Source organism: Mesorhizobium sp. M0060 (genome assembly GCF_040323155.1).
Lineage (GTDB): Bacteria > Pseudomonadota > Alphaproteobacteria > Rhizobiales > Rhizobiaceae > Mesorhizobium.
In genome coordinates, this window is record NZ_JAMYUP010000001.1 from 66,961 (window position 1) to 90,420 (window position 23,460).

Here is a 23,460-nt window from a genome sequence, read left to right on the forward strand (position 1 = left end):
CGATCTCCTGGTTTGTGGTTTGAAGTGCGGTCAGGCGGCGCGGTTGTCGCGTGCTGCCCCGACGGCCCGGAAAAATTGTTCGATCAGCGCCGGTTCCTTGACGCCCGGCGCGCTTTCCACGCCCGATGAAATGTCTACTCCGGGCGGGTTCGCCAGTCGAAGGGCGTTGCCGATATTGCCTGCGTTGAGCCCCCCGGAAAGCATGTAATCGACGCCGGCGTCAAGGCTGGCCAGAATGCGCCAGTCGAAGGCAAGACCGTTGCCGCCCGGCAGCTCCGAGCCTTTCGGCGGCTTGGCATCGAACAGGAAGCGGTCGGCAATGCCGACGAAGTGTTTTACCCGCTCGAGATCGGCAGCCTCGCTGACCGGCAGCGCCTTCATCACCGGCAGGCCGTAGCGGGCCTTCACCTCGGCCACCCGCTCGGGCGTTTCAGCGCCGTGAAGCTGCAGCATGTCGGGCTGCATTTTTTCGACGATCTCGTCCAGGAATGCATCGCCTGCGTCGACCGTCACCGCAACCGCTCTGGCCTTGCCGCGCGCTGCCTCGCGCAGGCGTCCGGCTTCCGCCGGCTCGACATAGCGCGGGCTTTTGGCAAAGAAAATGAAGCCGACATGGCTGGCGCCGCCGGCCAATGCAGCGGCAAGCGTCTTGTCGGTCTTCAAACCGCATATCTTGATGTCGAGCGCCATGGCGCGGGATTGGCACGAAACGGCCAAAGAGTCGAGAAAAAGCATCTTGTTTGCCGCCAGCGCGAAACGCGCTACCTTGCTAATGTAAGAGCGGAACGCGCTACCTTGCTAATATAAGAGCGCAACGCGCTACTTGCTCAGGCACAAAGGCGGGAGAACAAAGACCATGCCGGAAAAGACCGTCGCGGAACTCAGGCAAAAGCTGGCACAGGCCCATGAGGTCATCGCTCATTTGATGGACAAGGCGGCTTTCAACGGCGCCGAGGCGCACCGGGCGCTGGCCTATTTCAGCAACGAGACCTTCGAGAAGGACTTCCTGCCTTGGCCGCGCCATGCCGATGAGGGGTTGCGGCCGGAGGAGTTGAACGCGGCGAATGACGATTGAGCAATTAAGCCCTGATCAAAAGCGCACTCTGTCAATGGAGTGTTCCTCCTCTCAACGCGCGACTTAGGTTGTTCATGGCCTCCAACGGAAAGTCATGTTTGCGCCAGTTTTCCTTGTAACCTTCGAGGCCATGTGTGTTCAAAACCTCACGCGCGGCACTGAGAACTGCTTCTGCGAACTCTCGCAACCCGCATGTGGCTTCAAGTTTCACCTCGCCGAAGTCGTCTGGCTCGTCAGACCAGATTTCTGAAAATTCCAGTATCTGCACTCTGACAAAAGCGCCTTCCGGCACCAGGACGAAGCGATACTCACCGAGTTCATCACAGAAGCGTGCGACCGAATACCTGGTGCCTTTCAGCGCGTTCAGCGTAGCGCCAAGCAGCTCGTTGAGGGCATCGCCCAGATAAGACGCCGCCACGGTCGCCTGAAGGTCCCCAACCGTCGCACATCGCCCAGCCCGCTCCAATCAGCCGGTATTCGATCCGCGCAGGCATCAATCACTCGAACGCGATCGCCTGCAGCGCGCCGCCATTGCGCTTGAGCCAGTCCTTGCAGCGCTCGGTGTCCGGGCAAAGCTGCTCGCATAATTTCCAGAATTTCGGGCCGTGGTTCATCTCCTTGAGATGCGCCACTTCGTGCGCGACGAGGTAGTTTATGACCGGCCGCGGCGCCATCATGATGCGCCAGGAAAACGACAGATTGCCGTCCGACGTGCAGGATCCCCAGCGGCTCGACGTGTCCTTGAAACGGATCGCCTTGGCCCGCTTGCCAATCGCGGCGCTGTGCTTCGTCACCAGCGCCTCGATCTCGCGCTTGGCTTCGCGCTTCAGGAAATCGGCGATGCGGCGCGGCAGATGCACACGCTCGCCATGCACGATCATCAGCGGCCCGCGCTCGTCGCGCGATAGCGTGACGGTGCCGCGTTTCGACGGTTCATGGACGATGCGATGCGGTACGCCGCGCACCGGTACCTTGATGCCGGGCCGCACCTGCGGCCGGTTGGGCACCTTGGCCAGCCTTTGCTCCAGCCAGTCCTGATGGCGGTCGAGGAATTTTTCCACCTCGCCGCGGCGCAGCCCCGGCGGCACGGTGATGCGCAGGCCGCGGCCGCCGGAGTCGATGCGCAGCGTCAGGCGGCGGGCGCGGTCGTTCTCGACGATCTTGAGCGGCAGCGTGCGGCCGGCAACGCAATGCTCGCGCTCCACGACGGGCGTGGGCTTGGGTTTCGCCGGGGTGCGGAAGAAGCCGAAGGACATGCCGGGACGATACGCGATTCGAGGGAAACGAATAGAACAAAAAAGAAACGGCGCCGCTGACGCGACGCCGTTGGATTATCTATCGGGGCACGAGGCCTTACTCGTCGAGCAGGCCTGGCGTGGACTTGCCGCTGGGTTTGTTGTTGGTCGTCGGCCCGGTGGTCGTGGGCGACGTCGGCTTGTTGCGATTGGCCATGAAGCGGTCGAACTCGTCCTGGTCCTTGGCGCGGCGCAATTCGCGCGCATAGTCGTCGAACTCGCCCAGCATCTCGTCGAGCTTGCGGCGCTCTTCGGCCAGCCGCTCGAGTTCCTTTTCGCGCCAGTCGTCGAAAGCGACGTTGCCGGTACGGGCGGAGCCATGGCCCCAGCGCGCGGCCTTGTCGGAACCGCGCCGACAGCCGGCGAAGATGCCGTCGGTCGCGCGGTTGACGTCACGCTTGAAGCCTTCGAGCCGGTCGCCCCAGATGATGTAGGCGAGCATGGCGAAGCCGAGCGGCCAGAACACCATGAACCCGATCACCATCAACGCGATGGTCGCCGGCGTCCAAGCCGGACGGATCAATGCAGATGTGTTCATTTTCTCCCAATCCTTCAGTTGGAGACAGCCAAATCCGGCTGCGTGGAATCGAAATGGGATGAAGAAAACGGCGATTCAAGACAGCAATCGCCAAAACCGGACAAGCGGCTGAAATGATTATCGCTTTTTGAGCGTATCGAGGAAAAGAGCAGCCAGGCCCGTAAGGTGGCAATGCCGCCGACGGTTCTGTAGTGAAAATCCAGCGCCGATCGCGTCTGCTGGCTGAGTGCAATGGTTTGACGCTTCGAAGCCGTCCGTTCAAAAATCCAGAGGCGCATTGTCGACGACTTCTTTCATCACGAAGAAGGTTCTCGTCTGGCGAACGCCGGGCAGTGCGATCAATTGGTCCCCGTGGATTCGGTTGAAATCCGCCATGTCACCAACCCTGATCTTCAGAAAATAATCGAAGTCGCCTGCCACCAGATGGCAGTCGAGGATGAATTTCAGTTTGGCGACGGCCTTTTCGAATTCCGCGAAACTCTCCGGGGTCGAACGGTCGAGTACGACGCCAACCATCACCAACGCGCCTCTGTCGACCTTCTGCGGGGTCACCATCGCTCTGACATGGCTGATGTAGCCTTCATCGAACAGGCGTTGCGTCCGGCGGTGGCACGTCGCCGGGCTGACAGCGACCGACTGCGCCAGCTCCGCATTGGTCAGTCGCCCATTGCCCTGGAGCAGGCGCAACATTTTCAGGTCGATCCGGTCGAGCGGTGCGCGCATGAAAGATTCTTCCGTTATTCTGATTAAGAATCGAATATATATGACATTTCAATGCCATGAAGCGATATTTTGGATATTTCAGGCTCGATCTTTGAGAGCACCTTTCAAGGCAGAGCTGATAGTGTTCATCGCACCACACCGCAATGAATGGAACAAGGGAGGGCACTCTCATGCTCGAGAAATTCGAACGCTATCCGCTCACATTCGGGCCGACCCATATCGAGAAACTGGAGCGGCTTGGTGGTCATCTCGGCGGGAAGGTCGATCTCTATGCCAAGCGGGAGGATTGCAATTCCGGCCTTGCCTTCGGTGGCAATAAACTGCGCAAGCTCGAATACATCGTCCCGGACGCGATCGCCTCAAACGCCGACACGCTGGTGTCGATCGGTGGCGTTCAATCCAACCATACGCGCATGGTGGCGGCCGTCGCGGCGAAGATCGGCATGAAATGCCGCCTCGTGCAGGAAAGCTGGGTGCCCCACGAGGACGTCGTCTACGATCGCGTCGGCAATATCCTTTTGAGCCGGATCATGGGCGCTGATGTCCAGATGGTCGATGAGGGTTTCGACATCGGGATTAGGGAAAGCTGGGAACAGGCAATCGCGGATGTGAAGGCCAAGGGTGGCAGACCCTATCCAATTCCGGCCGGGGCTTCGGTACACAAATACGGGGGCCTGGGCTATGTCGGCTTCGCCGAGGAGGTCCGCGCGCAGGAGAAGGAGCTCGGCTTTGCCTTCGACTACATCGTCGTTTGTACCGTCACCGGTTCGACTCACGCCGGCATGCTGGTCGGCTTCGCCAAGGACGGCCGCGAGCGCAAGGTGATCGGCATCGACGCATCCTGCACCCCGGCGCAGACCAAGGCGCAAGTGCTGAAGATCGCGCAGAGCACCGCGACGTTGGTCGAACTCGGCAAGGAGCTCGATGAGGACGATGTCGTCCTGATCGAAGATTATGCCTATCCGGTCTACGGCGTCCCCTCGCAGGAGACGAAGGCAGCGATCCGTCTCTGCGCGCGCCTTGAAGGCATGATCACGGATCCGGTCTACGAGGGAAAATCCATGCAGGGCATGATCGATCTCGTGAGCAAGGGTTATTTTCCCAAGGGATCGAAAGTGCTCTACGCCCACCTCGGCGGCGCTCCGGCCATCAACGGATATGCTTATACGTTCCGCAACGGCTGAATACCTTCAGTTGCAGCATCTGCGATCTATGGCCGCGATCAACGGCGGCTACCCGGCCTGCCGCACCATCGCGTCGATCGCCCGCACCAGCATGTCCAGATCCTGCGGCCGCGACAGGCGGTGGTCGCCGTCGGGAATGAGTGACAGCGTGACATCGTCGGCCGGAAGCAGGCCGACCAGCTTCAGCGCATGGCTCGGCGGCACGTCGGGGTCAGCCAGGCCTTGCAGGATGTGGACCGGGCAATGCGTGTCGATCGGGCCGGTCATCACCCGGTTGGTGCGGCCGTCCTCGATCAGTGCGCGCGTGTAAATGTAAGGCTCGGCGGAATAGTCCGACGGCTCCTCGAAAAGGCCCTTTTCCCGGAGGTCGCGCTTCTGCGCCTCAGTCAGCACCGGCTCGATCAGTTCGAAGGTGAAATCAGGCGCCGGGGCCAGGAGCACAAGACCGGCGACGCTGTTCTCGGCCGCCTTGCGCAATTCCTGCACCATGCGCAGTGCAATCCAGGCGCCCATCGACGAGCCGACTAGGATTTGCCTGCCCTGGGTGAAGCGGCGGAAAACCGCCAGGCTCTCGTCTAGCCATTTCGAGATGGTGCCGTCGGTAAAGGCGCCGCCTGACTCGCCATGGCCGGAATAATCGTGGCGCAGGAAGGCGCGACCTTCCCCAAGCGCCCATTCCGACAGTTTTTCGGCCTTGGTGCCCAGCATGTCGGATTTGTAGCCGCCAAGCCAGACGATGCCGGGCTCAGTGCCTGCCGCATGCCTGACGGCGATGCTCGTCCCGTCGACGTCCAGAAAGATCGGGGTGGTGGCGCTCATGACGTGTTCCCTCGTGACGGTCTTTTGGCACAAGCGGGGGTTCGACGAAAAGTGCTCTGCGTTTTCTTTGCTTGGTGCAGCGATGCATTCATCGAGCAGGTGATTTCCTGAGAATGCTGTGCTATTGACTCCGACCGCGCGCTCACCACATTGCGCGTTCGCAATCTGAACTGAAGAACCCCTTAACGAAACGGCTCAAGGAGACCACGACCATTCGCAGACCTTTCAAAGCAGCGGCGCCCACCAAGGAAGGCCCGCGCTCAAACCGTGACATCCGGGTTCCCCGGGTCCAGCTAATCGACGCCGAAGGCCAGAACCGCGGCGATGTCTCCATCAACGACGCATTGCTGCTCGCCGAAGAGGCTGGGCTCGATCTGGTCGAGATATCGCCCAATGCAGTGCCGCCCGTCGTAAAGATCCTCGATCTCGGCAAGCTGAAATACGCCAACCAGAAGAAGGCGGCCGAGGCGCGCAAGAACCAGAAGGTCATCGAGATCAAGGAGATCAAGATGCGCCCGAACATCGACAGCCACGACTACGAGACGAAGATGAAGGCCGTCCGGCGCTTTTTCGAGGAAGGCGACAAGGTCAAGCTGACTTTGCGTTTCCGTGGTCGCGAGATGGCGCATATGGAACTCGGCATGCAGCTTCTGAACAAGGTTCGCGAGGAAGTGGCGCCCATCGCCAAGGTCGAAGCCGAACCGAAGCTCGAAGGCCGCCAGATGATGATGGTGCTGGCGCCCCGCTAAAATCTGCCTGAATCATGTTGCAAGGCGTCCCGGCGATCGGCGGGGCGCCTGTTTCTTGTCCAGACGCTGCGATCGCCGGCGAGAGCGAAGACGCTCTGGTTCCCTCGACGATCGGATTCCCGACATGGTCAATGAAGTCAAGCATTCGGAAGTCAAACATCCGGAAGCCAAATATGGGCTGGGCAGCTACCAGCACACGCGCAGGATGGTGCTTGCCGGGGTCGTCGTCGTCCTGTTCGCGATGCTTTTGTTCGGGCAGTCGGTTTTTCCGCCCGATACGCCAGTGCATGAAACGATCGAAATGGTCGGCATCCTGCTGATCTTTCTCGGCATTGTCGGACGCTTGTGGTCGACGCTTTATATCGGTGGGCGAAAATCCTCCGAAGTCGTTACCGGCGGGCCCTATTCGATCACCCGCAACCCGCTCTATGTCTTCTCCACCGTGGCGGCCGCCGGCGTCGGCGCGCAGATCGGCTCGGTCATCGCCATGATCGGCTTTGCAGTCCTGTGCGCTGCCGCCTTCCATATCGTCATTTTGCGCGAGGAGAAGTACCTGAGATACGCACTCGGCGCCCCATTCGAGGCTTATGTGGCGCGGGTACCGCGCTTCTTTCCGAAGCTTTCGCTGTATCAGGAGGGCAATACCGGCGGCTTCAAGCCGCGCCTGCTCTTGACCACGCTGCTCGACGGTCTGGTGTTCCTGGTTGCCTTGCCGGCCTTCGAACTGATCGACGGCGCCCAGCAGGCTGGCATACTGCCGGTGCTGTTCCGTTTCCCGTGACCACTGGGTGTTGCGCGCCGGCCCGCTTTGACGTATAGGACCGCCGTTCCTAAAAAACCGCCCGGCAGGGCATGCCGTGGCGGTTTCATTTGCTTTTCGGGCTGTGGTCGGCCTGAAGCGAACAAAAAGCGCATTGGTGCGCATATAAACGGAGTAGCAAAATGCCCAAGATGAAGACCAAGTCGGCCGCTAAAAAGCGGTTCAAGATCACAGGTACCGGTAAAGTTCTGTCGGCTGCGGCCGGCAAGCGTCACGGCATGATCAAGCGTTCCAACAAGTTCATTCGAAATGCCCGCGGCACGATGGTTCTGGCTGAACCGGATGGCAAGAAGGTCATCAAGAATTTTCTGCCGAACGGCCTCTGAGCATTCGGTCTGGACAGCGTTAAGGAGATCATGACATGGCACGCGTAAAGAGAGGCGTCACCTCGCACGCCAAGCACAAGAAGGTTCTGAAAGCCGCCAAGGGTTTCTACGGCCGCCGCAAGAACACCATCCGCATCGCCAAGCAGGCGGTGGAAAAGTCGATGCAGTATGCGTATCGCGATCGCAAGAACCGCAAGCGCTCGTTCCGCGCTCTGTGGATCCAGCGCATCAATGCGGCGACGCATGAGCATGGCCTGACCTATGGCCGCTTCATCGACGGTCTCAACAAGGCCGGCATCGAGATCGACCGCAAGATCCTGTCGGACATGGCCATCCACGAGCCGCAGGCCTTCGCCGCACTCGTGGCCAAGGCCAAGGTTGCGCTCGAATACCTCAAGAATACCACGCCGAATGCTTTTGAAAGCGCTGTCGCTTAAGACCAGCGCTTCCCAAGCTATTCGACACTTGATTTGGGAAACCCGCGCTGGCAGGGCTGGCGCGGGTTTTTCTTTGCTTCCAATCGGGTCTGGAACATGAGTGACATGGAAACTCTCGAAAATTCCCTGATGGCCGAGATTGCATCGGCCGCCGACGAGCAGACGATCGAGGCGGTGCGTGTCTCGGCCCTCGGCAAGAAGGGTTCGGTCTCCGAGATGCTGAAGACGCTCGGCTCGATGAGCGCCGAGGAGCGGCAGGTCAAAGGCCCGGCGATCAACGGCCTCAAGAACCGCGTCACCGAGGCACTTTCGGCGCGCCGCGCCGAGCTGAAGAACGTGGCGATCTCCGCACGTCTCGCCGCCGAGAAGGTCGACGTCACGCTGCCGGTGCGGCAATCGCCGGCCGAGCGCGGCCGCATCCATCCGATCAGCCAAGTTATCGACGAGATCGCGGCGATCTTCGGCGATCTCGGCTTTGCCATCGCCGAAGGTCCGGACATCGAGACCGACTATTACAATTTCTCCGCGCTGAATTTCCCGGAAGGGCATCCGGCGCGCGAGATGCACGACACCTTCTTTTTCCAGCCGGATGAGAAGGGCGAGCGCAAGCTTTTGCGCACCCACACCTCGCCGGTGCAGATCCGCACCATGGAGATGCAGAAGCCGCCGATCCGCATCGTCATTCCTGGAAAAACCTACCGGCAGGATTCCGATGCCACCCACTCGCCGATGTTCCATCAGGTCGAGGGGCTGGTGATCGATAAGTCAGCCAACGTCGCCAACATGAAATGGGTGCTGGAGGAATTCTGCAAGGCCTTCTTCGAGGTGCCGAGCGTGAAAATGCGCTTCCGGCCGTCCTTCTTCCCGTTCACCGAACCCAGCCTCGAGGTCGACATCCAGTGCGACCGTTCGCGGCCGGGCGAGGTGCGCTTCGGCGAAGGCTCCGACTGGATGGAGATCCTCGGCTGCGGCATGGTTCACCCCAATGTACTCCGCTACGGTGGTCTCGACCCCGACGAGTATCAGGGCTTTGCCTGGGGCATGGGCATCGACCGCCTCGCCATGCTGAAATACGGCATGCCGGACCTGCGCGCCTTCTTCGACGCCGATGTCCGCTGGCTGTCGCATTACGGTTTTAGGCCGCTCGACATGCCGACGCTGTTCGGGGGCTTGAGCGCATGACAGCGCTGCACACCGGCGGCTGCCGCTGCGGCGCCGTGCGGTTCGAGGCCTCGGCCGAACCGCACCATGTCAGCTATTGCCATTGCGGCGATTGCCGGCGGGCCAGCGGCGCGCCGGTCTCGGCCTTTGTCGGCTTCATGACCGGCCAGGTCGTTTTCACCGGCAAGGCGCTGAAGATGTTCGAGAACGGGCCGGTGACGCGCTCCTTCTGCGGGGTCTGCGGCTCGCCGATTGCCTATGTCGATGAGCGGCTGGAGGACCAGATCTACTTCATGCTCGGCGCCATGGACCTGCCGGCCGCTTTCAGGCCGACGCACCATGCCTATGTGGGCGAGCAGCTTGCCTTCCTGCATATGGTCGACGACTTGCCGAGACATCCGAAGACCAGCGTGCCCAGACCAGTCAGCCTGCAAAGACCAGACGGAACACAGTCATGAAACTCACCCTCTCCTGGCTCAAGGACCACCTTGAGACCGACGCCTCGCTGGCGGAAATCGTCGAGCGTCTCACCTCGATCGGCCTCGAGGTCGAGCATGTCGACGACCGGGCGAGCCTGACCCCCTTCGTCATCGCCAAGGTGCTGACGGCGGTCCAGCATCCCGATGCCGACCGGCTTCGCGTGCTGACCGTCGACACCGGCGACGGCAAGCCGCCTGCGCAGGTGGTCTGCGGCGCGCCAAATGCGCGGGCCGGCCTGATCGGCGCCTTTGCCGCGCCCGGCACCTATATTCCCGGCATCGACGTGACGCTGACGGTCGGCAAGATCCGCGGCGTCGAAAGCCACGGCATGATGTGCTCCGAGCGCGAGCTCGAGCTGTCCGAGGAGCATGACGGCATCATCGACCTGCCTGCCGACGCACCGGTCGGCACCAGCTTCGCCGCCTATGCCCATCTCGACGATCCGTTGATCGAGATCAATCTGACGCCGAACCGGCCGGATGCGACCAGCGTCTATGGCATCGCCCGCGATCTGGCGGCGAGTGGGCTTGGCACGCTGAAGAGCGAGCCGATAGAGCCGATCCCCGGCAAGGGCGAGACGCCGGTCAAGGTGACGATCGAAGCGCCGGAGCTCTGTCCCGGTTTTGCACTGCGCCTGGTGCGCGGCGTCAAGAACGGCCCGTCGCCGAAATGGCTGCAGCAAAGGCTTATCGCCATAGGCTTGAGGCCGATCAGCGCGCTGGTCGACATCACCAACTACGTCACCTTCGATCGTGGCCGGCCCTTGCATGTCTTCGACGCTGGGAAGGTCACCGGCAATCTCACCGTGCGCCGGGCGCGTGATGGCGAAAAGGTGCTGGCGCTCGACGGCCGCGAATACACGCTGACGCCGGAGATGTGCGTCATCGCCGACGAGGATGGTGTCGAGTCGATCGCCGGCATCATGGGCGGTCAGCATTCCGGCTGCGACGAGAACACCACCGACGTGCTGATCGAGTCCGCACTTTGGGACCCGATCGCCACCGCGCGCACCGGCCGCACGCTCGGCATCATCACCGATGCACGCTACCGGTTCGAACGCGGCGTCGATCCGGAATTGATGGTTCCCGGTGTGGAGCTGGCAACGAAGCTGGTGCTCGATTTCTGCGGCGGCACGCCGGCGCAAACCGACGTCGTCGGCTATGCCGGGCATCAGCCGAAGATCGTCTCGTTGCCATTGTCGGAAGTGAAGCGGCTGACCGGCATCGAAGTGCCGCGCTCGACAAGCCTCGACATTCTTGCCCGCCTCGGCTTCAAGCCGGAGGGCATGGGCGATGTCGTCAATGTCACCGTGCCGTCCTGGCGGCCGGATGTCGATGGGAAGGCCGACCTGGTCGAAGAGGTCATGCGCATCCACGGCGTCGACAACATCGCGCCACAGCCGCTCGGCTCCCATGACGCGGTCAACGCCAAGATCCTGACTGTGCTGCAGGTCCGCACCCGCGCCGCCAAACGGGCGCTTGCCGTGCGTGGCATGATGGAGGCCGTCACCTGGTCGTTCATTCCGGCAAAACATGCCGAATTGTTCGGCGGCGGCCAGCAGGCGCTGAAGCTTGCCAACCCGATCGCCAGCGACATGTCCGACATGCGGCCGTCGTTGCTGCCGGGGCTGATTGCGGCAGCGCAGCGCAACGCCGACAAGGGCATCGGCGACGTCGCACTGTTCGAAGTGTCAGGCACCTATGAGGGCGACGGCCCCGACCAGCAGCGGCGCGTTGCCGCCGGTGTGCGGCGCGGCACCGCCAGGCTCGAAGGCTCCGGCAGGCACTGGGCCGGCAATGCCGGCGCGGTCGGTGTGTTCGATGCCAAGGCCGATGCGATCGCGGCGCTCGAAGCCTGCGGCGCGCCGGTCGACCGGCTGCAGATCGAGGCAGGCGGTCCGGCCTGGTATCATCCCGGCCGCTCCGGCACGATCAAGCTCGGACCGAAGGTCGTTCTCGGCACGTTTGGCGAGTTCCACCCGAAGACGTTGGAGGGGCTGGATGTCTCCGGCCCGCTTTGCGGCTTCGAGGTTTTCATCGATGCCGTGCCTGAGCCGAAGGCCAAGCCGACGCGGACAAAGCCGAGGCTGGATCTGTCCGCCTTCCAGGCGGTCAAGCGCGATTTCGCCTTCGTCGTCGACAAGGCGATCGAAGCCGGCACACTTGTTCGCGCCGCCCTTGCCGCCGACAGGAAGCTGATTTCCGGCGTCTCGGTGTTCGACGTTTTCGAGGGGGCCTCACTTGGCGCGGCGAAGAAATCCATCGCCATCGAGGTGTCGATCCAGCCGGTCGAAAAGACGCTGACCGACGAGGATTTCGAGGCGTTGGCCAAGCGCATCGTCGAGAATGTGCACAAGCAGACCGGCGGCGTGCTGCGGGGATAGCTGGATGAAATTGACCTCGCTCGAAATGTTTTTCGTTCGGGAGTTCTGTCGTTTCGCGGGCATTTCTTCTGACATAGCAAGCGGGCTGAAAGTCAAAGACCGCAGCCACGACCCCGTAGGGTTCATGACCACAATCATTCCCTCATCGGTTCCCCCGGAATTGCGTTTTGAGAGTCGGGTGTTCAGTTCGCTTCGGGTAGCGTGCGTTGGACCTGACCAGCTTCTTTGCGGCATGGTGCTGTTCTTCGATGAGATTGAAGGAAAGCTAGATGCGATCGAAGGCTTTGTGTATGGCGAAGAATGGCCGTCAATCGAGGAGCCAGTCTTCTGGTCCGAGACCGACCGAACAATGAGCCTTGGGCGGGGGCGAAACTAGCCCTGCAGAAATGGGCGTCACGACACCCTTTTCGATAATTGCACAATAGACGAATGGCGCGCTGAGGACCTAGAGGGGTTGCCAGCAGGTGACGAATCGCCCTCCAAAGGACGATGGACCATCTGCGCTATTCCGGGCTCTCGTTCGAAACTCAACGGGCGGTGTTTCTCGATATCGTCTCGTCCGATCCACTGATCGGCGAGACGCTGTCGCGGGTGCGCACGCTTGACTTGCCCGATTGGCTGGTCGTCTCCGGCGCGCTCTACAACAGCGTCTGGAACCATCTGGCGGGAAAGCCGTCGGGTTACGGCATCAGGGATGTCGACCTGTTCTATTTCGATGAGAGCGATCTCTCCTACGAGGCCGAGGACAGTGTGATCGCCCGCGCCGCGCCGGTCTTTGCCGATCTGCCCCTACCGGTCGAGATCCGCAATCAGGCGCGGGTGCATCTGTGGTACGAGGCGCGCTTCGGCAGCGCCTATCCCAGCCTGTCCTCGTCCGCCGAGGCGCTGTCCTGGTTCGCCTCGAAAACGCATGCGGTCGGCGTTCGGTATGACGCGGATGGACGGCTTGAGCTGGTGGCGCCGTTTGGTCTCGACGACATCTTCTCATTTCGCATATCGCCGAACCGGGCGCTGGACAATCAGCAGACGCATCAGAACAAGGGTGCCCGCGCCAGGGAAAACTGGCCGGAGATCACAGTCGTGCCGTGGTGAGCCTAGTATTCTCCTCAGACGTTGGCGGGACAGCGCCCCCCTCTGTCCTGCCGGACATCTCCCCCACAAGGGGGGAGATCGGATCTCCTCGGCTTTCGCCAACTACCAACGCTGTAAGGTGGGCGAGACTGCGAAGCTGCCAATCTCCCCCAAGTGGGGGAGATGTCCGGCAGGACAGAGGGGGGGCGCTGTCCCGCCACGTCTCCCAGCCTCTGCATGGCGCGGCGCACGAAAAAAGGGGCACCGAAGCGCCCCTTTCCGTTCCGAAAATTGCGACAATCACCCGTTGACCAGCGCCAGCAGCTCTTCGGTGTAGCGCTTGCCGACGACCTTTTCCGGCGACAGGGCGTCGCCGATGGAGGCCACCTCGGCCTGGCTCAGCACGATATCCGCTGCCGCGGTGTTCTGTTCGAGATGGCGGATCTTGCGGGCACCGGGGATCGGCACGATGAAGTCGCCCTGATGCAGCACCCAAGCGAGCGCCAGCTGCGCCGGCGTCACGCCCTTCTCGGCGGCAATCTTTTCCAGCACGGCGATGACCGCCGCATTGGCCGCCATGGCGTCGGCCTGGAAGCGCGGCAACCCACGGCGCCAGTCGTCGGCGCCGAGAACGTCAGGCTTGGCAATCGTGCCGGTGAGCAGGCCACGGCCGAGCGGGCTATAGGGGACAAAGCCAATGCCGAGCTCACGGCAGACGGCAAACACCTCTTTCTCCGGATCGCGGCTCCACAGGGAATACTCGCTCTGCACGGCAGCGATCGGATGCACGGCATGCGCCCGGCGGATGGTCGCCGCACTCGCCTCCGACAGACCGAGCGCACGCACCTTGCCCTCGCGCACCAGCTCGGCCATGGCGCCGACCGTATCCTCGATCGGCACGTTGGGGTCGACGCGATGCTGGTAGTAAAGGTCGATCACTTCGGTGCCCAACCGCTTGAGTGACGCCTCGGCGACCGCCTTGACGTGTTCGGGACGGCTATCGACGCCGGCCATGCGCTCGACCCCGTTGCCTTCCTCAAGAATCTTGAAGCCGAATTTTGTCGCGATCGTCACCTGATCGCGCACCGGCTTCAGCGCCTTGCCAACCAGGATCTCGTTCTCGTAGGGGCCGTAAACCTCGGCCGTGTCGAAGAAATTCACGCCGATGTCGACGGCGCGGCGCAGCGTGGCGATCGCGTCGGCCTCAGGCTGACCGCCATAGACGAAGCTCATCCCCATGCAGCCGAGGCCGACCGGGTAGACGTCAAGTTCATTACCAAGCTTGCGGGTTTGCATCACGCGTCTCCTTGTTGTGATGGTTGTGATGCCGCAGAGATAGCGTCTTGCGCTGCGTTCGATAATCGGCTCTCTTTTGCACAGGCTGTTCCAAAAAATAGATCAATGAAGCGAACCCATCTTTCACAGCTCGCTGTGCTGGCAACCGTCGCCCAATGCGGCAGTTTTCGCGGCGCCGCCAAGGAGCTGGCACTCGCGCCATCGGCGGTCAGCCACGCGGTGTCCAGCCTGGAAGCGCGTCTTGGCGTGCGCCTTCTGGCGCGCAGCACGCGCAGCGTCGCGCCGACCGAGGAAGGTGCGCAACTGCTCGAGCGCCTCAGGCCGGCGCTGTCGGAGATCGACCTGGCGCTGGAATCGGCGATCGAGGCGCGCGACCGGCCTGCCGGCAATCTCAGACTGACCGTGCCGCGCACCGCAGCGCATCTGGCGCTGACGCCGCGGCTGGGTGCCTTTGCTTCTGCCTATCCGGACATCGTGCTGGAGATCGTCATCGAGGATCGCTTCACCGACGTGGTTGAAGGCGGCTTCGATGCCGGCGTGCGGCTGGGCGAGAGCCTGCAGCGCGACATGATCGCGGTGCGCATCGGACCAGACCTTCGCGGCGCCGTGGTCGGCGCGCCGTTCTATTTCGAGACCAGCCCCAAGCCGCAGCACCCGCACGACCTTGCCGGTCACCGCTGCATCCGCTTCCGCTTCTCCAGCGGCATTCTCTATCGCTGGGAATTCGAGAAAAACGGCGAGGAGATCGAGATACCGGTGCAGGGGCCGCTGATCCTCGACGAGGATCATCTGATAGCCAACGCCGCGGTCGACGGCGCCGGGCTCGCCTTCGTGTTCGAGGATTATGTCCGCGACGCAATTGCCGCCGGCAAGCTCATTCGCGTGCTGGAGGACTGGTGCCCGCCCTTCGATGGCTTCTTCGTCTATTACCCAAGCCGCCGCCAGATGCGGCCGGCGCTCAGGGCCTTTGTCGATTTCTTCAAGGTCGGCGGATAAGCCACCCTCCCCCTTGTGGGGAGGGTCGGCTCGCAGTCGGAGCGAAGCGGAGGCTGCGAGACGGGGTGGGGGCAGCGCCTTACGAGACCCCCACCCCGCTTCGCAAAAGCCGCCTGGCGACATTTGCTGCGCGACCCTCCCCACAAGGGGGAGGGTGGAAGAAAGCCGACCTCGCCAGCGTTCACCAATCATGCCCGCATTGCTCAAGAACCAGACGACCGGCTATGGCTGGGCGGCGATCATCCTTCATTGGCTGATCGCCGCGATCTTCATCGGCCAGTTCGCGCTCGGCTTCGTCATGGTGCGGCTGTCCAGTCAGCGCGCCGCCTTTGAGCTGATCCAGCTGCATAAATCCTTCGGTTTCCTGCTGCTTGGGCTGGTGATCCTGCGCATCGCTTGGCGCCTTGGCAATGCGGTCCCGCCGCTGCCGCGCTCGGTCGGCCCTTTCGAGCGCCGCATGGCGCCCCTTGTCCATCTTGCGCTTTATGCGTTTCAGCTCGCTCTGCCGTTGTCCGGCTGGGCGCTGGTCTCGGTCTCGGTGCTGGAGATCCCGAGCGTGCCATTCAATCTGTTCGTCATGCCCAACCTGCCGCTCGCCGAATCGGACACGGCTGAAAGCTTCTGGGCGGCAGCACACTGGTATCTCGCCTATGCCGGCATCGGACTTGTCGCTTTGCATCTGGCCGCGGCGCTGCGCCATCATTTCTGGCTGAAGGATACCGTGCTGACGCGCATGATCACGCCTTCACATCGCGACGCGGAATAGAGCGGGCGGCTCATTCGTTCATGGGGCGAGGACGCAAGAAAGCGTTGCCTCCCAAAGGACCAGCCCATGTACGCGCGCATCTTCGGATTTGCGGCCGCCGCCGCTTGCTTTGCCATGCCTGTTTTCGCTGCCGTTGCACTTGGTGACGCGGCCGGCAGCTATACGATCAGCCCGGGGAGCTCCAGCATTCACTTCTCGATCGCCAAGCTCGGCGGCGGCGGGTTCGACGGCGCCTTCGCCCGCTTCAAGGGCAATATCCGCATCGACAACAGCGATGTCGGCAGGTCACAGGTCAATTTCACCATCTTTCCCGAAAGCGTCGGTACCGGCCAAAGTCGCATCGATGCCTTTCTTCGCTCGGACGCGGTCTTCGACGCGGCAAACAACCCGGAGATCCAGTTCCGCTCGATCAGCGTCAAACGCACCAGCGACACGTCAGCCCTGGTTACCGGCAGGCTGACGGCGCGCGGCAAAACCTTTCAGGAAAGGTTCACGGCCGAATTCGGCGGCCTCAAGGCGGGCAAGATAGAATTCCATGTCACCGGCAAGGTGCTGCGGTCGCGCTACGGCATGGATGTCGGCACGCCGATCTATTCCAACGTCGTCGATTTCGACATGACGCTGACGGGTAGAAGGGGTTGAGCGGTCGCAGAACTTGAGTTCTGCGAATGGCGGCGCCGACATCCGGAACCGATCCGAGCTTTAGGCGATCACTCCTTTCGCCACCATGCTCCCGCATTGGCTTTTCTCCTGAATTAGGGCAAACCTCCAAGCCTGCAATCGAGAGGAGAAGCCTGATGTTTCGATGGGGTGTTTTGTCAACGGCCAAGATCGGCCGCGAGCAGCTTCTGCCTGCGATGGTCGAGGCGGAGAACGGCGTACTGTCGGCGATCGCCAGCCGCGACCTGTCGAAAGCCCGTGCGCTGGGCGAACGCTTCGGCGCGCGCCACGCCTTCGGTTCCTATGAGGAACTGCTCGCCTCCAGCGAAGTCGACGGCGTTTACATTCCGCTGCCGACCTCGCAGCATGTCGAATGGACGGCCAAGGCGATCGAGGCCGGCAAGCATGTTCTGGTCGAAAAGCCGCTGGCGCTCGACGTCAAGGACATTCCGCCGCTGATCAAGCTGCGCGATGCCAAAAAGGTCCTGGTCTGCGAAGCCTTCATGGTCGTCTACCATCCGCAATGGATCAAGGTGCGCGAGCTGATCGCCAACGGCGCCATCGGCCGGCTGCGCCATGTCCAGGGCGCATTCTCCTACTACAATGTCGATCCCAACAACATGCGCAACAAGCTTGATCTGGGCGGCGGCGCGCTGCCCGACATCGGCGTCTACCCGACAGTGTCGACACGCTTTTCGACGGGCAAGGAGCCGCTGCGCGTCCAGGCGACGATCGAGCGCGACAAGACATTCGGCACCGACATCTATTCCTCGATCCGCGCCGATTTCGGCGACTTCGAACTGTCGTTCTATCTGTCGACGCAGATGGCAGCGCGGCAGGTGATGGTGTTCCACGGCGAGAACGGCTTCATCGAAGTGTTCTCACCGTTCAACGCCGGACTCTACGATCATCACCGCATCGAGCTGCACAACCAGAACCACAGCGAGGCGCAGGTTTTCCGCTTTCCCGGCACGCAGCAGTACCGTCTGGAGGTCGAGGCCTTCGCACATGCGGCACAGGGCGGCAAGGACCGCGTCTTCACGCTGGAAGAATCCGTGCTCAACCAGAAGGTCATCGATGCCATCTTCCGCGCCGGCGAGAAGGAAGGCTGGGAGACAGTCTAGGCGAGCCATGATCCCAAAAAGTGGGGACCGGTTTTTGGCCGAGATCATGGCCAAATAAAATGCCCGACGACGCGGATGTGATCATTGTCGGCGCCGGTCTTGCCGGTCTTGTCGCGGCGGCCGAACTGGCCGAAGCCGGCAAGAAGACCATCAGGTCGAGCAGGAGCCGGAGCAGTCGCTTGGCGGCCAGGCGTTCTGGTCGCTCGGCGGCATCTTCCTCGTCGATTCGCCCGAACAGCGGCGCATGGGCATCCGCGATTCGCATGATCTGGCGCTCGAGGACTGGCTGGGCACCGCAGGCTTCGACCGCAGGGAAGATCTCTGGCCGCGCCGCTGGGCCGAGGCCTATGTCGGCTTCGCCGCCGGAAAAGCGCTCCTGGCTCAGGGAGCGCGGCATGAAGTTCTTTCCGGTGGTCGGCTGGGCCGAGCGCGGCGGCGGCAATGCGGTCGGCCACGGCAATTCGGTGCCGCGCTTCCACATCACCTGGGGCACCGGGCCGGGTGTGCTCGAACCGTTCGTGCAGCGCGTGCGCGAGGCCGAGAAGCACGGGCTGATCAGCTTCAGGTTCCGCCACAGGGTCAATGAGCTGACCCGGACGGGCGCTGTCGTCGATGGCGTCCGCGGCGACATCTTGGTGGCGAGCGATGTCGAACGCGGCCGCAAGAGCTCACGCGAGATCGCCGGCGATTTTGTGCTGAAGGCGCAAGCGGTCAATCGTCGCCTCCGGCGGCATCGGTGCCAATCACGAGCTGGTCCGCAAGAATTGGCCGCAGCGGCTGGGTGGGCCGCCGAAGCGCATAATCACCGGCGTTCCCGACCATGTCGACGGCCGCATGCTGGCGATCGCCGAGGCGGCTGGCAGCAGGCTCATCAACCGCGACCGCATGTGGCACTATGTCGAGGGCATCAGGAACTGGGCGCCGATCTGGACCGATCATGCGATCCGCATCCTGCCCGGCCCGTCATCGCTGTGGCTCGATGCGCGCGGCAAACGCCTGCCGGTGCCGCTCTATCCCGGCTTCAACACGCTGGCCACGCTCAGTCACATCATGGGCACGGGCTACGACTATTCCTGGTTCATTCTGACCAAAAAGATCATCCAGAAGGAATTCGCGCTGTCCGGCTCCGAGCAGAACCCCGATTTGACGGGGAAGAGCTGGCGCCAGGTGCTTGGCCGCGCCACCAGCGGCGTGCCCGCGCCGGTCAAGGCGTTCATGGACAAGGGCGAGGATTTCATCGTCGAGCCTGATTTGCCGGCACTGGTCGCCCGCATGAATGCACTTGTCGGCGGCGAGCCGCTGCTCGAACTGGGGCAGGTCGAGCGCGAAATCCGCGCTCGCGACCGGCAGCTCGACAATCCGTTCTCCAAGGACATGCAGATCACCGCGTTGCGCGGCACGCGAGCCTATCTCGGCGACCGGCTGATCCGCACTGCGAAGCCGCACAAGATGCTTGATCCTGCCAATGGCCCGCTGATCGCCGTCAGGCTCAGCATCCTGACCCGCAAGACGCTCGGCGGCCTTGAGACCGATCTCGACAGCCGCGTGCTTGGCGCCGAGGGCCACTCGGTCGAGGGGCTGTACGCGGTGGGCGAAGCCGCCGGTTTCGGCGGCGGCGGCATGCATGGCTATGCAGCGCTCGAAGGCACGTTTCTCGGCGGCTGCATCTTTTCCGGCCGCTGCGCCGGACGGGCGGCCGCGCGAGCGGTAGCGTAAGCCATTTGGCGCCCAACGGCGTGCATCAGGCGAAGGGCTGCAAATTGACGTCTTGAATCTTGGAGCTCGCAAGCAAAGCCTCGAGCACCTGCTTCTTGAGAAACAGGCACTGCGAACGGGCAAGTTTCACGATGCCGGGAACTTCGCCTGCCTCGCAGGCAAGAACCAGATCCTTTTGCTGGGCGATGATCAGCTGGGTGAAGTCGCGCGACTTGAACCCGAGGTGGAGAACTCGCGCCGACTGGTCAAGTATCTGGTCCAGCAGATGCGCCAGTCGTAAATTTCCCGAGAGTTCCGCAAGGGCCAGACGAAACGCACGATCGGCCGCAAGGAAGGCAATTTGGCTGCGTAGTGTCTCCGGCTTCAGCACTTTTTTCGCCGCCAGCCTGACATCCTCCAATCCTCGCTCGGTAATGTTCGATGCAGCCACCCTGAACACTTCCGGTTCGATCAAGCTGCGGACGTCGAAGATCTCGTTGACATCCCGCAGGCTGAGCGTCGCGACGACGTAGCCGCGGCGCGGCTCGCTCCTGACCAGCCCTTCCTGCATCAGGCGGGCCAACGCCGCGCGGATCGTCGCCTTTTTGATCTGGTATCGATCGCCGATCTGCTTCTCGGTTAGAGCTTCGCCGGGGCGCAGCACGCAGGCAATGATGTCGTTCCTCAACTGCTCATATGCCTGTTCCCTGCGAAGGACGTCGGCGGCCGACAGTGCTGTGGCCTCGACCGCGGCCGGTCTTGCCGGTTCGGCTGTCAACTTGGTCATTTTCATATTTTATCCGTCTGGCTGTCCGGTTGACGCTGGCATCAGCATTCAGTAGCGTTGAACATCTCAGACCTGCAATCTGAGCATCTCAGGGAGGACAACTGCTATGCCTGTACTCGCCAACTCGCCTCTCTACGCTGCTGCCAATGATATCGTCAACGCCGCGAAAGGGCCAGATCCCCTCGAAGCGGTAAGGGCGGTCCTGGGTGACTACACCAAGCGTTTTCACTCCTCGGGGACACTCGCTCATGAAGAAGACGACGACGAGGTGCTTCTGCATGCGAGCCCGAATCTGACGATCTATCACATCACGTTGTCGCCCGGCCTGCAGTACCCGCCTCACAACCACCTGATGGATGTCTTGATCGGCATCTACAAGGGTAGCGAAACGAACTTCATCTACCCTGTTGCCGGCAGCGAACTCGATATCCCGGAAAGGCAGGACATCGCCGCACCTGCCGTGGTGCACTTGCCGTCAGATACCGTGCATGCGGTTGCGAACACCGGCAACGCGCGATCGGGTGCGCTGCATGTCTATCTCGGCGATCTCACGCGAACCCACCGGCAGCTGTGGAGCCCGGAAAGCAACCAGGCCGAGCCGTTTGACAATGATCGCTACCTGGCCGGCGCACGGCCCATTCAGCAGTCCGGGGACGAATGAACGCAGGAGCGTCGCGGGCGGCGAAGTCGGCCGTGATCAGCGGACCCGTCGGAATCGCGTCACACTTGTCACTCTCGCCAATCCGCTATCGCCCCTATCCTAGCTCATGACCAATCAGCAACACGTCGCGCCGGTGCGGCGACAGACCAGCAAGGGAGAAGCATAATGACGGCACATCAGAATGGCACAGGCGAGCAGGCCACGCGGCTCGCGATGAAGACACCACCGGTCGTTTCGCCTGACGCATGGGAGGCCGCGCGCCAGCAGCTGCTCGTGAAAGAGAAGACCGTGACCCGGGCTCGCGACGCACTGGCCGCCGAGCGCCGGCGGATGCCGTGGATGGCGGTGGAGAAGCCCTATACGTTCGAAGGGCCTGATGGAAAGGTGAGCCTGCTCGACCTGTTCGAGGGCCGCCGTCAGCTGGTCGTCTACCGCGCCTTCTTCGAACCCGGCGTATTCGGCTGGCCCGATCACGCCTGCCGCGGCTGTTCGCTGGGGGCAGACCAGGTCGGCAACCTTGCCCATCTGAACGCCCGCGACACCACCTTAGCCTACGCCTCGCGCGCACCGCAGGCGGACATTGCGCGGCTGAAGGCGCGGATGGACTGGAAGATGCCCTGGTACACCATCACCGACAGCTTCGATGCCGACTTCGGCGTTGACGAGTGGCACGGCCACAACGTGTTCATCCGCGACGGCGACCGCGTGTTTCGCACCTACTTCATCAACAACCGCGGCGACGAGGCGATGGGGACCGTATGGAGCTACCTCGACCTGACGCCGCTAGGCCGCCAGGAGGTCTGGGAGGATTCGCCCGAAGGCTATCCCCAGACGCCGACGTACAAGTGGTGGAACTGGCATGACAACTACGGCGCCGAAGCCGCCCCCGACAAAAAGTGGGTCGAGGTGTCTGACGCCGGAGAGGCCGCGTTCCGGAACCGCACTGAATAGAACATCTTTGGCGTCGCAGAAATGCGGCTAAGACAAGTGGATGGAGCGGGATGGCCAGTTCAATTCGAACGCATCCCGCTCACTACTCCAGGACAAAAACATGAGCGAGATTCATGCAAGCGGATCCGCCGGCAATGCGATCCAGGATGAGAACGCAAGCCCGGCCGCCCTTGGCGCAGCCGACTGGCTGTCCTTCGCGGCCGCGCCGACCTTCGCAACCATGGCGTTGCTGACGCTTCTCGGCGGAGCGCCGGACATGATCTGCTCTGCCGCGCAAGATGCTTCACCGCTGGGCGGCATGGTCCCGATGTACCTGCTGATGAGCGCCTTTCATTTAGGACCTTGGCTGAAGCGGGTTTCCAGCCGGCGACGCGGCCGCGAGTAGAGCTATACCGGCGGATAAAGCCCCATTGAGGCGAGGAGAACATCCCTCACCAGATCCATTCGCGCTTCCCCAGAACCGCCACTGCATCGACAATCCGGGTGAAGCTCGAGCGGGCGCGGCCGACCGTGTGTCTGGCGCGCAAATAGCCATGCACCAGCCCCGGCTCCTCGAGCCACCAGGCGCGTCCGCCTGCTGCAACGATGCGGTCGCGATAGGCTTCGCCGTCGGACGACAGCGGGTCGCATTCTGCGGTGATCACGACGGTAGGCGGCAGATTGGCAAAGTCGGCGTCGGCGAGCGGCGACAAAGTGAGATCGCCGGTTCGGTCCTCGCCGCCGGTCCTGATGTCGTTGTAGAAAGCGAGATCGCGTGCCGTCAGCATCGGCGCTTCGGCGTGGGTGACGTAGGAACCCGTGGAGCTGTCGCCGCCAAGGCCGGGATAGACCAGAATCTGGCCGATCGGCTTGCGCGCATGGCCGCGCGTCGCATGGCTGACAGAGGCGGCGAGATTGCCGCCGGCACTGTCGCCGCAGAGCAGGATAGGACGCTTGTAAGTGGTCGACGCCCATTCGAAGGCGCTGACGGCATCGTCGAAGGCGGCGGGGTGAAGGTGTTCCGGTGCCAGCCTGTAGTCGACCGAAACGACCTCGTAGCCGGTCCGGGCGCAAAGCTCGGCGCAGAGGTCGTCATGGCTGTCGAGCCCGCCGAGGATAAAGCCGCCGCCATGGAAATACAGCACCATCGCTGCTGCGTCCGGCGCCGGGGTGCGATAGATTCGGATCGGAACCTGGTACGACGGTGTGGCAATGGCGGTGGTTTCCGCAGTGACGCCTTGGGGATAGCCGGCAGAGAACTCACGGCACATGCGGTCGTAGATTTCGCGCTGCTGATCGATTGTGTAGTCGATCGTATCCGGCGGGTAGTAGGAATTGGTCCGCACGATGAAGGCCCAGGTCTCGGCGTCGATCAGCTTTTTGTAGTCGGTCATGGGCGCGTTGCTTTCTTGTTCAACGATGCCCCCTCATCCGGCCGCTTCGCGGCCACCTTCTCCCCGAGGGGAGAAGAGGCCTGGCGGCGC

General features: G+C 62.4%; 30 protein-coding genes and 1 pseudogene. 21 read left to right on the forward strand and 10 right to left on the reverse strand.

Annotated features, from left to right (window positions below; translation table 11 throughout):
- Window positions 1–30 precede the first annotated feature (30 nt).
- Window positions 31–690 carry a phosphoribosylanthranilate isomerase gene (locus NKJ94_RS00330; RefSeq protein WP_352522754.1) on the reverse strand — a complete coding sequence of 220 codons (660 nt, stop codon included), beginning with the start codon at window positions 688–690 and terminating at the stop codon, window positions 31–33.
- Window positions 691–856: 166 nt separating this feature from the next.
- On the opposite strand from NKJ94_RS00330, the gene NKJ94_RS00335 reads away from it, so the two are divergent.
- Entirely contained in the window at window positions 857–1,075 is a 219-nt protein-coding gene (locus NKJ94_RS00335; RefSeq protein ID WP_352522422.1) for a hypothetical protein, read from the forward strand.
- Between the two features lie 31 nt (window positions 1,076–1,106).
- On the opposite strand, the gene NKJ94_RS00340 is transcribed toward NKJ94_RS00335, so the two are convergent.
- The 5 genes from NKJ94_RS00340 to NKJ94_RS00360 all read right to left on the reverse strand — a co-directional run bounded on the left by NKJ94_RS00340 (window position 1,107) and on the right by NKJ94_RS00360 (window position 3,631).
- Window positions 1,107–1,493, reverse strand: coding sequence for a hypothetical protein (locus NKJ94_RS00340; protein WP_352522424.1), 387 nt, complete (start codon window positions 1,491–1,493; stop codon window positions 1,107–1,109).
- Between the two features lie 79 nt (window positions 1,494–1,572).
- Window positions 1,573–2,331 carry a M48 family metallopeptidase gene (locus tag NKJ94_RS00345; RefSeq protein WP_023677568.1) on the reverse strand — a complete coding sequence of 253 codons (759 nt, stop codon included), beginning with the start codon at window positions 2,329–2,331 and terminating at the stop codon, window positions 1,573–1,575.
- A 97-nt stretch (window positions 2,332–2,428) separates the two neighbouring features.
- Window positions 2,429–2,908, reverse strand: coding sequence for a DUF2852 domain-containing protein (locus NKJ94_RS00350; protein WP_352522425.1), 480 nt, complete (start codon window positions 2,906–2,908; stop codon window positions 2,429–2,431).
- 14 nt (window positions 2,909–2,922) lie between these two features.
- Complete coding sequence (locus tag NKJ94_RS00355; protein ID WP_352522426.1) at window positions 2,923–3,186, reverse strand: hypothetical protein; 264 nt, start codon at window positions 3,184–3,186, stop codon at window positions 2,923–2,925.
- Window positions 3,167–3,631 (reverse strand): Lrp/AsnC ligand binding domain-containing protein, encoded by a 465-nt coding sequence (locus tag NKJ94_RS00360; protein ID WP_352522427.1) that lies wholly within the window; start codon window positions 3,629–3,631, stop codon window positions 3,167–3,169. Before NKJ94_RS00360 ends, NKJ94_RS00355 begins: the two co-directional genes overlap by 20 nt.
- Before the next feature lie 170 nt (window positions 3,632–3,801).
- Between NKJ94_RS00360 and NKJ94_RS00365 the strand changes: the two genes are divergently transcribed.
- Window positions 3,802–4,815, forward strand: coding sequence for a 1-aminocyclopropane-1-carboxylate deaminase (locus NKJ94_RS00365; protein WP_352522428.1), 1,014 nt, complete (start codon window positions 3,802–3,804; stop codon window positions 4,813–4,815).
- Window positions 4,816–4,863: 48 nt separating this feature from the next.
- Here NKJ94_RS00365 and NKJ94_RS00370 read toward each other — a convergent pair whose 3' ends face one another.
- The gene (locus NKJ94_RS00370; RefSeq protein ID WP_352522429.1) at window positions 4,864–5,634 is read right to left on the reverse strand and encodes an alpha/beta hydrolase; all 771 of its coding nucleotides are present in this window, start codon (window positions 5,632–5,634) and stop codon (window positions 4,864–4,866) included.
- Between the two features lie 212 nt (window positions 5,635–5,846).
- Here NKJ94_RS00370 and infC point away from each other — a divergent pair, with 212 nt between their 5' ends.
- From infC to NKJ94_RS00415, 9 genes are all read left to right on the forward strand, one after another.
- Entirely contained in the window at window positions 5,847–6,383 is a 537-nt protein-coding gene (infC, locus tag NKJ94_RS00375) for a translation initiation factor IF-3 (protein WP_023677573.1), read from the forward strand.
- A 124-nt stretch (window positions 6,384–6,507) separates the two neighbouring features.
- Window positions 6,508–7,164, forward strand: a complete 657-nt coding sequence (locus NKJ94_RS00380; protein WP_352522430.1) for a methyltransferase family protein — start codon at window positions 6,508–6,510, stop codon at window positions 7,162–7,164.
- Window positions 7,165–7,325: 161 nt separating this feature from the next.
- Complete coding sequence (rpmI, locus tag NKJ94_RS00385; protein WP_006201248.1) at window positions 7,326–7,529, forward strand: 50S ribosomal protein L35; 204 nt, start codon at window positions 7,326–7,328, stop codon at window positions 7,527–7,529.
- A 35-nt stretch (window positions 7,530–7,564) separates the two neighbouring features.
- On the forward strand, window positions 7,565–7,966 hold the full coding sequence (gene rplT, locus NKJ94_RS00390) for a 50S ribosomal protein L20 (protein WP_352522431.1): 402 nt from the start codon (window positions 7,565–7,567) through the stop codon (window positions 7,964–7,966).
- A gap of 96 nt (window positions 7,967–8,062) precedes the next feature.
- Window positions 8,063–9,148: a phenylalanine--tRNA ligase subunit alpha gene (gene pheS, locus NKJ94_RS00395; RefSeq protein ID WP_352522433.1), complete on the forward strand. Its 1,086-nt coding sequence runs from the start codon at window positions 8,063–8,065 to the stop codon at window positions 9,146–9,148.
- Window positions 9,145–9,585 (forward strand): GFA family protein, encoded by a 441-nt coding sequence (locus NKJ94_RS00400; protein WP_352522434.1) that lies wholly within the window; start codon window positions 9,145–9,147, stop codon window positions 9,583–9,585. The genes pheS and NKJ94_RS00400 overlap by 4 nt, the downstream gene beginning before the upstream one ends.
- On the forward strand, window positions 9,582–11,990 hold the full coding sequence (gene pheT / locus NKJ94_RS00405) for a phenylalanine--tRNA ligase subunit beta (RefSeq protein ID WP_352522435.1): 2,409 nt from the start codon (window positions 9,582–9,584) through the stop codon (window positions 11,988–11,990). The genes NKJ94_RS00400 and pheT overlap by 4 nt, the downstream gene beginning before the upstream one ends.
- A 4-nt stretch (window positions 11,991–11,994) precedes the next feature.
- On the forward strand, window positions 11,995–12,366 hold the full coding sequence (locus NKJ94_RS00410; RefSeq protein WP_352522436.1) for a hypothetical protein: 372 nt from the start codon (window positions 11,995–11,997) through the stop codon (window positions 12,364–12,366).
- Window positions 12,367–12,479: 113 nt separating this feature from the next.
- Window positions 12,480–13,082 carry a nucleotidyltransferase family protein gene (locus NKJ94_RS00415; protein ID WP_352522437.1) on the forward strand — a complete coding sequence of 201 codons (603 nt, stop codon included), beginning with the start codon at window positions 12,480–12,482 and terminating at the stop codon, window positions 13,080–13,082.
- Between the two features lie 279 nt (window positions 13,083–13,361).
- Here NKJ94_RS00415 and NKJ94_RS00420 read toward each other — a convergent pair whose 3' ends face one another.
- On the reverse strand, window positions 13,362–14,357 hold the full coding sequence (locus tag NKJ94_RS00420; protein ID WP_352522439.1) for an aldo/keto reductase: 996 nt from the start codon (window positions 14,355–14,357) through the stop codon (window positions 13,362–13,364).
- 105 nt (window positions 14,358–14,462) lie between these two features.
- On the opposite strand from NKJ94_RS00420, the gene NKJ94_RS00425 reads away from it, so the two are divergent.
- From NKJ94_RS00425 to NKJ94_RS00455, 7 genes and pseudogenes are all read left to right on the forward strand, one after another.
- Window positions 14,463–15,353 (forward strand): LysR family transcriptional regulator, encoded by an 891-nt coding sequence (locus NKJ94_RS00425; protein ID WP_352522440.1) that lies wholly within the window; start codon window positions 14,463–14,465, stop codon window positions 15,351–15,353.
- A 190-nt stretch (window positions 15,354–15,543) separates the two neighbouring features.
- The gene (locus NKJ94_RS00430) at window positions 15,544–16,119 is read left to right on the forward strand and encodes a cytochrome b (RefSeq protein WP_352522441.1); all 576 of its coding nucleotides are present in this window, start codon (window positions 15,544–15,546) and stop codon (window positions 16,117–16,119) included.
- A gap of 66 nt (window positions 16,120–16,185) precedes the next feature.
- Window positions 16,186–16,761, forward strand: coding sequence for a YceI family protein (locus NKJ94_RS00435; RefSeq protein WP_352522442.1), 576 nt, complete (start codon window positions 16,186–16,188; stop codon window positions 16,759–16,761).
- A gap of 155 nt (window positions 16,762–16,916) precedes the next feature.
- Entirely contained in the window at window positions 16,917–17,903 is a 987-nt protein-coding gene (locus NKJ94_RS00440; RefSeq protein WP_352522443.1) for a Gfo/Idh/MocA family protein, read from the forward strand.
- Window positions 17,904–17,962: 59 nt separating this feature from the next.
- A pseudogene (locus NKJ94_RS00445) lies at window positions 17,963–18,016 on the forward strand (hypothetical protein); the annotation flags it as partial.
- Window positions 18,017–18,114: 98 nt separating this feature from the next.
- Window positions 18,115–18,489 (forward strand): hypothetical protein, encoded by a 375-nt coding sequence (locus NKJ94_RS00450; protein ID WP_352522755.1) that lies wholly within the window; start codon window positions 18,115–18,117, stop codon window positions 18,487–18,489.
- A gap of 164 nt (window positions 18,490–18,653) precedes the next feature.
- On the forward strand, window positions 18,654–19,619 hold the full coding sequence (locus tag NKJ94_RS00455) for an FAD-binding dehydrogenase (RefSeq protein ID WP_352522756.1): 966 nt from the start codon (window positions 18,654–18,656) through the stop codon (window positions 19,617–19,619).
- 25 nt (window positions 19,620–19,644) lie between these two features.
- On the opposite strand, the gene NKJ94_RS00460 is transcribed toward NKJ94_RS00455, so the two are convergent.
- On the reverse strand, window positions 19,645–20,385 hold the full coding sequence (locus NKJ94_RS00460) for a GntR family transcriptional regulator (protein ID WP_352522444.1): 741 nt from the start codon (window positions 20,383–20,385) through the stop codon (window positions 19,645–19,647).
- A gap of 106 nt (window positions 20,386–20,491) precedes the next feature.
- On the opposite strand from NKJ94_RS00460, the gene NKJ94_RS00465 reads away from it, so the two are divergent.
- The 3 genes from NKJ94_RS00465 to NKJ94_RS00475 all read left to right on the forward strand — a co-directional run bounded on the left by NKJ94_RS00465 (window position 20,492) and on the right by NKJ94_RS00475 (window position 22,382).
- Window positions 20,492–21,046 carry an autotransporter gene (locus NKJ94_RS00465; protein ID WP_352522445.1) on the forward strand — a complete coding sequence of 185 codons (555 nt, stop codon included), beginning with the start codon at window positions 20,492–20,494 and terminating at the stop codon, window positions 21,044–21,046.
- 165 nt (window positions 21,047–21,211) lie between these two features.
- Window positions 21,212–21,997, forward strand: coding sequence for a DUF899 domain-containing protein (locus tag NKJ94_RS00470; protein ID WP_352522446.1), 786 nt, complete (start codon window positions 21,212–21,214; stop codon window positions 21,995–21,997).
- A gap of 100 nt (window positions 21,998–22,097) precedes the next feature.
- On the forward strand, window positions 22,098–22,382 hold the full coding sequence (locus NKJ94_RS00475; RefSeq protein ID WP_352522447.1) for a hypothetical protein: 285 nt from the start codon (window positions 22,098–22,100) through the stop codon (window positions 22,380–22,382).
- A gap of 46 nt (window positions 22,383–22,428) precedes the next feature.
- Here the strand turns inward: NKJ94_RS00475 and NKJ94_RS00480 are convergent, their stop codons facing one another.
- The gene (locus NKJ94_RS00480) at window positions 22,429–23,370 is read right to left on the reverse strand and encodes an alpha/beta hydrolase (protein ID WP_352522448.1); all 942 of its coding nucleotides are present in this window, start codon (window positions 23,368–23,370) and stop codon (window positions 22,429–22,431) included.
- Between the last annotated feature and the right edge of the window lie 90 nt (window positions 23,371–23,460).

Bases quoted from the DNA above. Each gene is read 5' to 3' on its own strand.
- NKJ94_RS00470 (WP_352522446.1), top strand. From the start codon at position 21,212: ATGACGGCACATCAGAATGGCACAGGCGAGCAGGCCACGCGGCTCGCG.
- NKJ94_RS00415 (WP_352522437.1), top strand. From the start codon at position 12,480: ATGGACCATCTGCGCTATTCCGGGCTCTCGTTCGAAACTCAACGGGCG.
- NKJ94_RS00365 (WP_352522428.1), top strand. From the start codon at position 3,802: ATGCTCGAGAAATTCGAACGCTATCCGCTCACATTCGGGCCGACCCAT.
- pheS (WP_352522433.1), top strand. From the start codon at position 8,063: ATGAGTGACATGGAAACTCTCGAAAATTCCCTGATGGCCGAGATTGCA.
- rpmI (WP_006201248.1), top strand. From the start codon at position 7,326: ATGCCCAAGATGAAGACCAAGTCGGCCGCTAAAAAGCGGTTCAAGATC.
- NKJ94_RS00370 (WP_352522429.1), bottom strand. From the start codon at position 5,634: ATGAGCGCCACCACCCCGATCTTTCTGGACGTCGACGGGACGAGCATC.
- NKJ94_RS00420 (WP_352522439.1), bottom strand. From the start codon at position 14,357: ATGCAAACCCGCAAGCTTGGTAATGAACTTGACGTCTACCCGGTCGGC.
- NKJ94_RS00360 (WP_352522427.1), bottom strand. From the start codon at position 3,631: ATGCGCGCACCGCTCGACCGGATCGACCTGAAAATGTTGCGCCTGCTC.
- NKJ94_RS00430 (WP_352522441.1), top strand. From the start codon at position 15,544: ATGCCCGCATTGCTCAAGAACCAGACGACCGGCTATGGCTGGGCGGCG.
- pheT (WP_352522435.1), top strand. From the start codon at position 9,582: ATGAAACTCACCCTCTCCTGGCTCAAGGACCACCTTGAGACCGACGCC.
- NKJ94_RS00425 (WP_352522440.1), top strand. From the start codon at position 14,463: ATGAAGCGAACCCATCTTTCACAGCTCGCTGTGCTGGCAACCGTCGCC.
- NKJ94_RS00345 (WP_023677568.1), bottom strand. From the start codon at position 2,331: ATGTCCTTCGGCTTCTTCCGCACCCCGGCGAAACCCAAGCCCACGCCC.
- rplT (WP_352522431.1), top strand. From the start codon at position 7,565: ATGGCACGCGTAAAGAGAGGCGTCACCTCGCACGCCAAGCACAAGAAG.
- NKJ94_RS00465 (WP_352522445.1), top strand. From the start codon at position 20,492: ATGCCTGTACTCGCCAACTCGCCTCTCTACGCTGCTGCCAATGATATC.
- NKJ94_RS00475 (WP_352522447.1), top strand. From the start codon at position 22,098: ATGAGCGAGATTCATGCAAGCGGATCCGCCGGCAATGCGATCCAGGAT.
- NKJ94_RS00330 (WP_352522754.1), bottom strand. From the start codon at position 690: ATGGCGCTCGACATCAAGATATGCGGTTTGAAGACCGACAAGACGCTT.
- NKJ94_RS00400 (WP_352522434.1), top strand. From the start codon at position 9,145: ATGACAGCGCTGCACACCGGCGGCTGCCGCTGCGGCGCCGTGCGGTTC.
- NKJ94_RS00480 (WP_352522448.1), bottom strand. From the start codon at position 23,370: ATGACCGACTACAAAAAGCTGATCGACGCCGAGACCTGGGCCTTCATC.
- NKJ94_RS00440 (WP_352522443.1), top strand. From the start codon at position 16,917: ATGTTTCGATGGGGTGTTTTGTCAACGGCCAAGATCGGCCGCGAGCAG.
- NKJ94_RS00410 (WP_352522436.1), top strand. From the start codon at position 11,995: ATGAAATTGACCTCGCTCGAAATGTTTTTCGTTCGGGAGTTCTGTCGT.
- NKJ94_RS00380 (WP_352522430.1), top strand. From the start codon at position 6,508: ATGGTCAATGAAGTCAAGCATTCGGAAGTCAAACATCCGGAAGCCAAA.
- NKJ94_RS00335 (WP_352522422.1), top strand. From the start codon at position 857: ATGCCGGAAAAGACCGTCGCGGAACTCAGGCAAAAGCTGGCACAGGCC.
- NKJ94_RS00350 (WP_352522425.1), bottom strand. From the start codon at position 2,908: ATGAACACATCTGCATTGATCCGTCCGGCTTGGACGCCGGCGACCATC.
- NKJ94_RS00460 (WP_352522444.1), bottom strand. From the start codon at position 20,385: ATGACCAAGTTGACAGCCGAACCGGCAAGACCGGCCGCGGTCGAGGCC.
- NKJ94_RS00355 (WP_352522426.1), bottom strand. From the start codon at position 3,186: ATGCGCCTCTGGATTTTTGAACGGACGGCTTCGAAGCGTCAAACCATT.
- NKJ94_RS00435 (WP_352522442.1), top strand. From the start codon at position 16,186: ATGTACGCGCGCATCTTCGGATTTGCGGCCGCCGCCGCTTGCTTTGCC.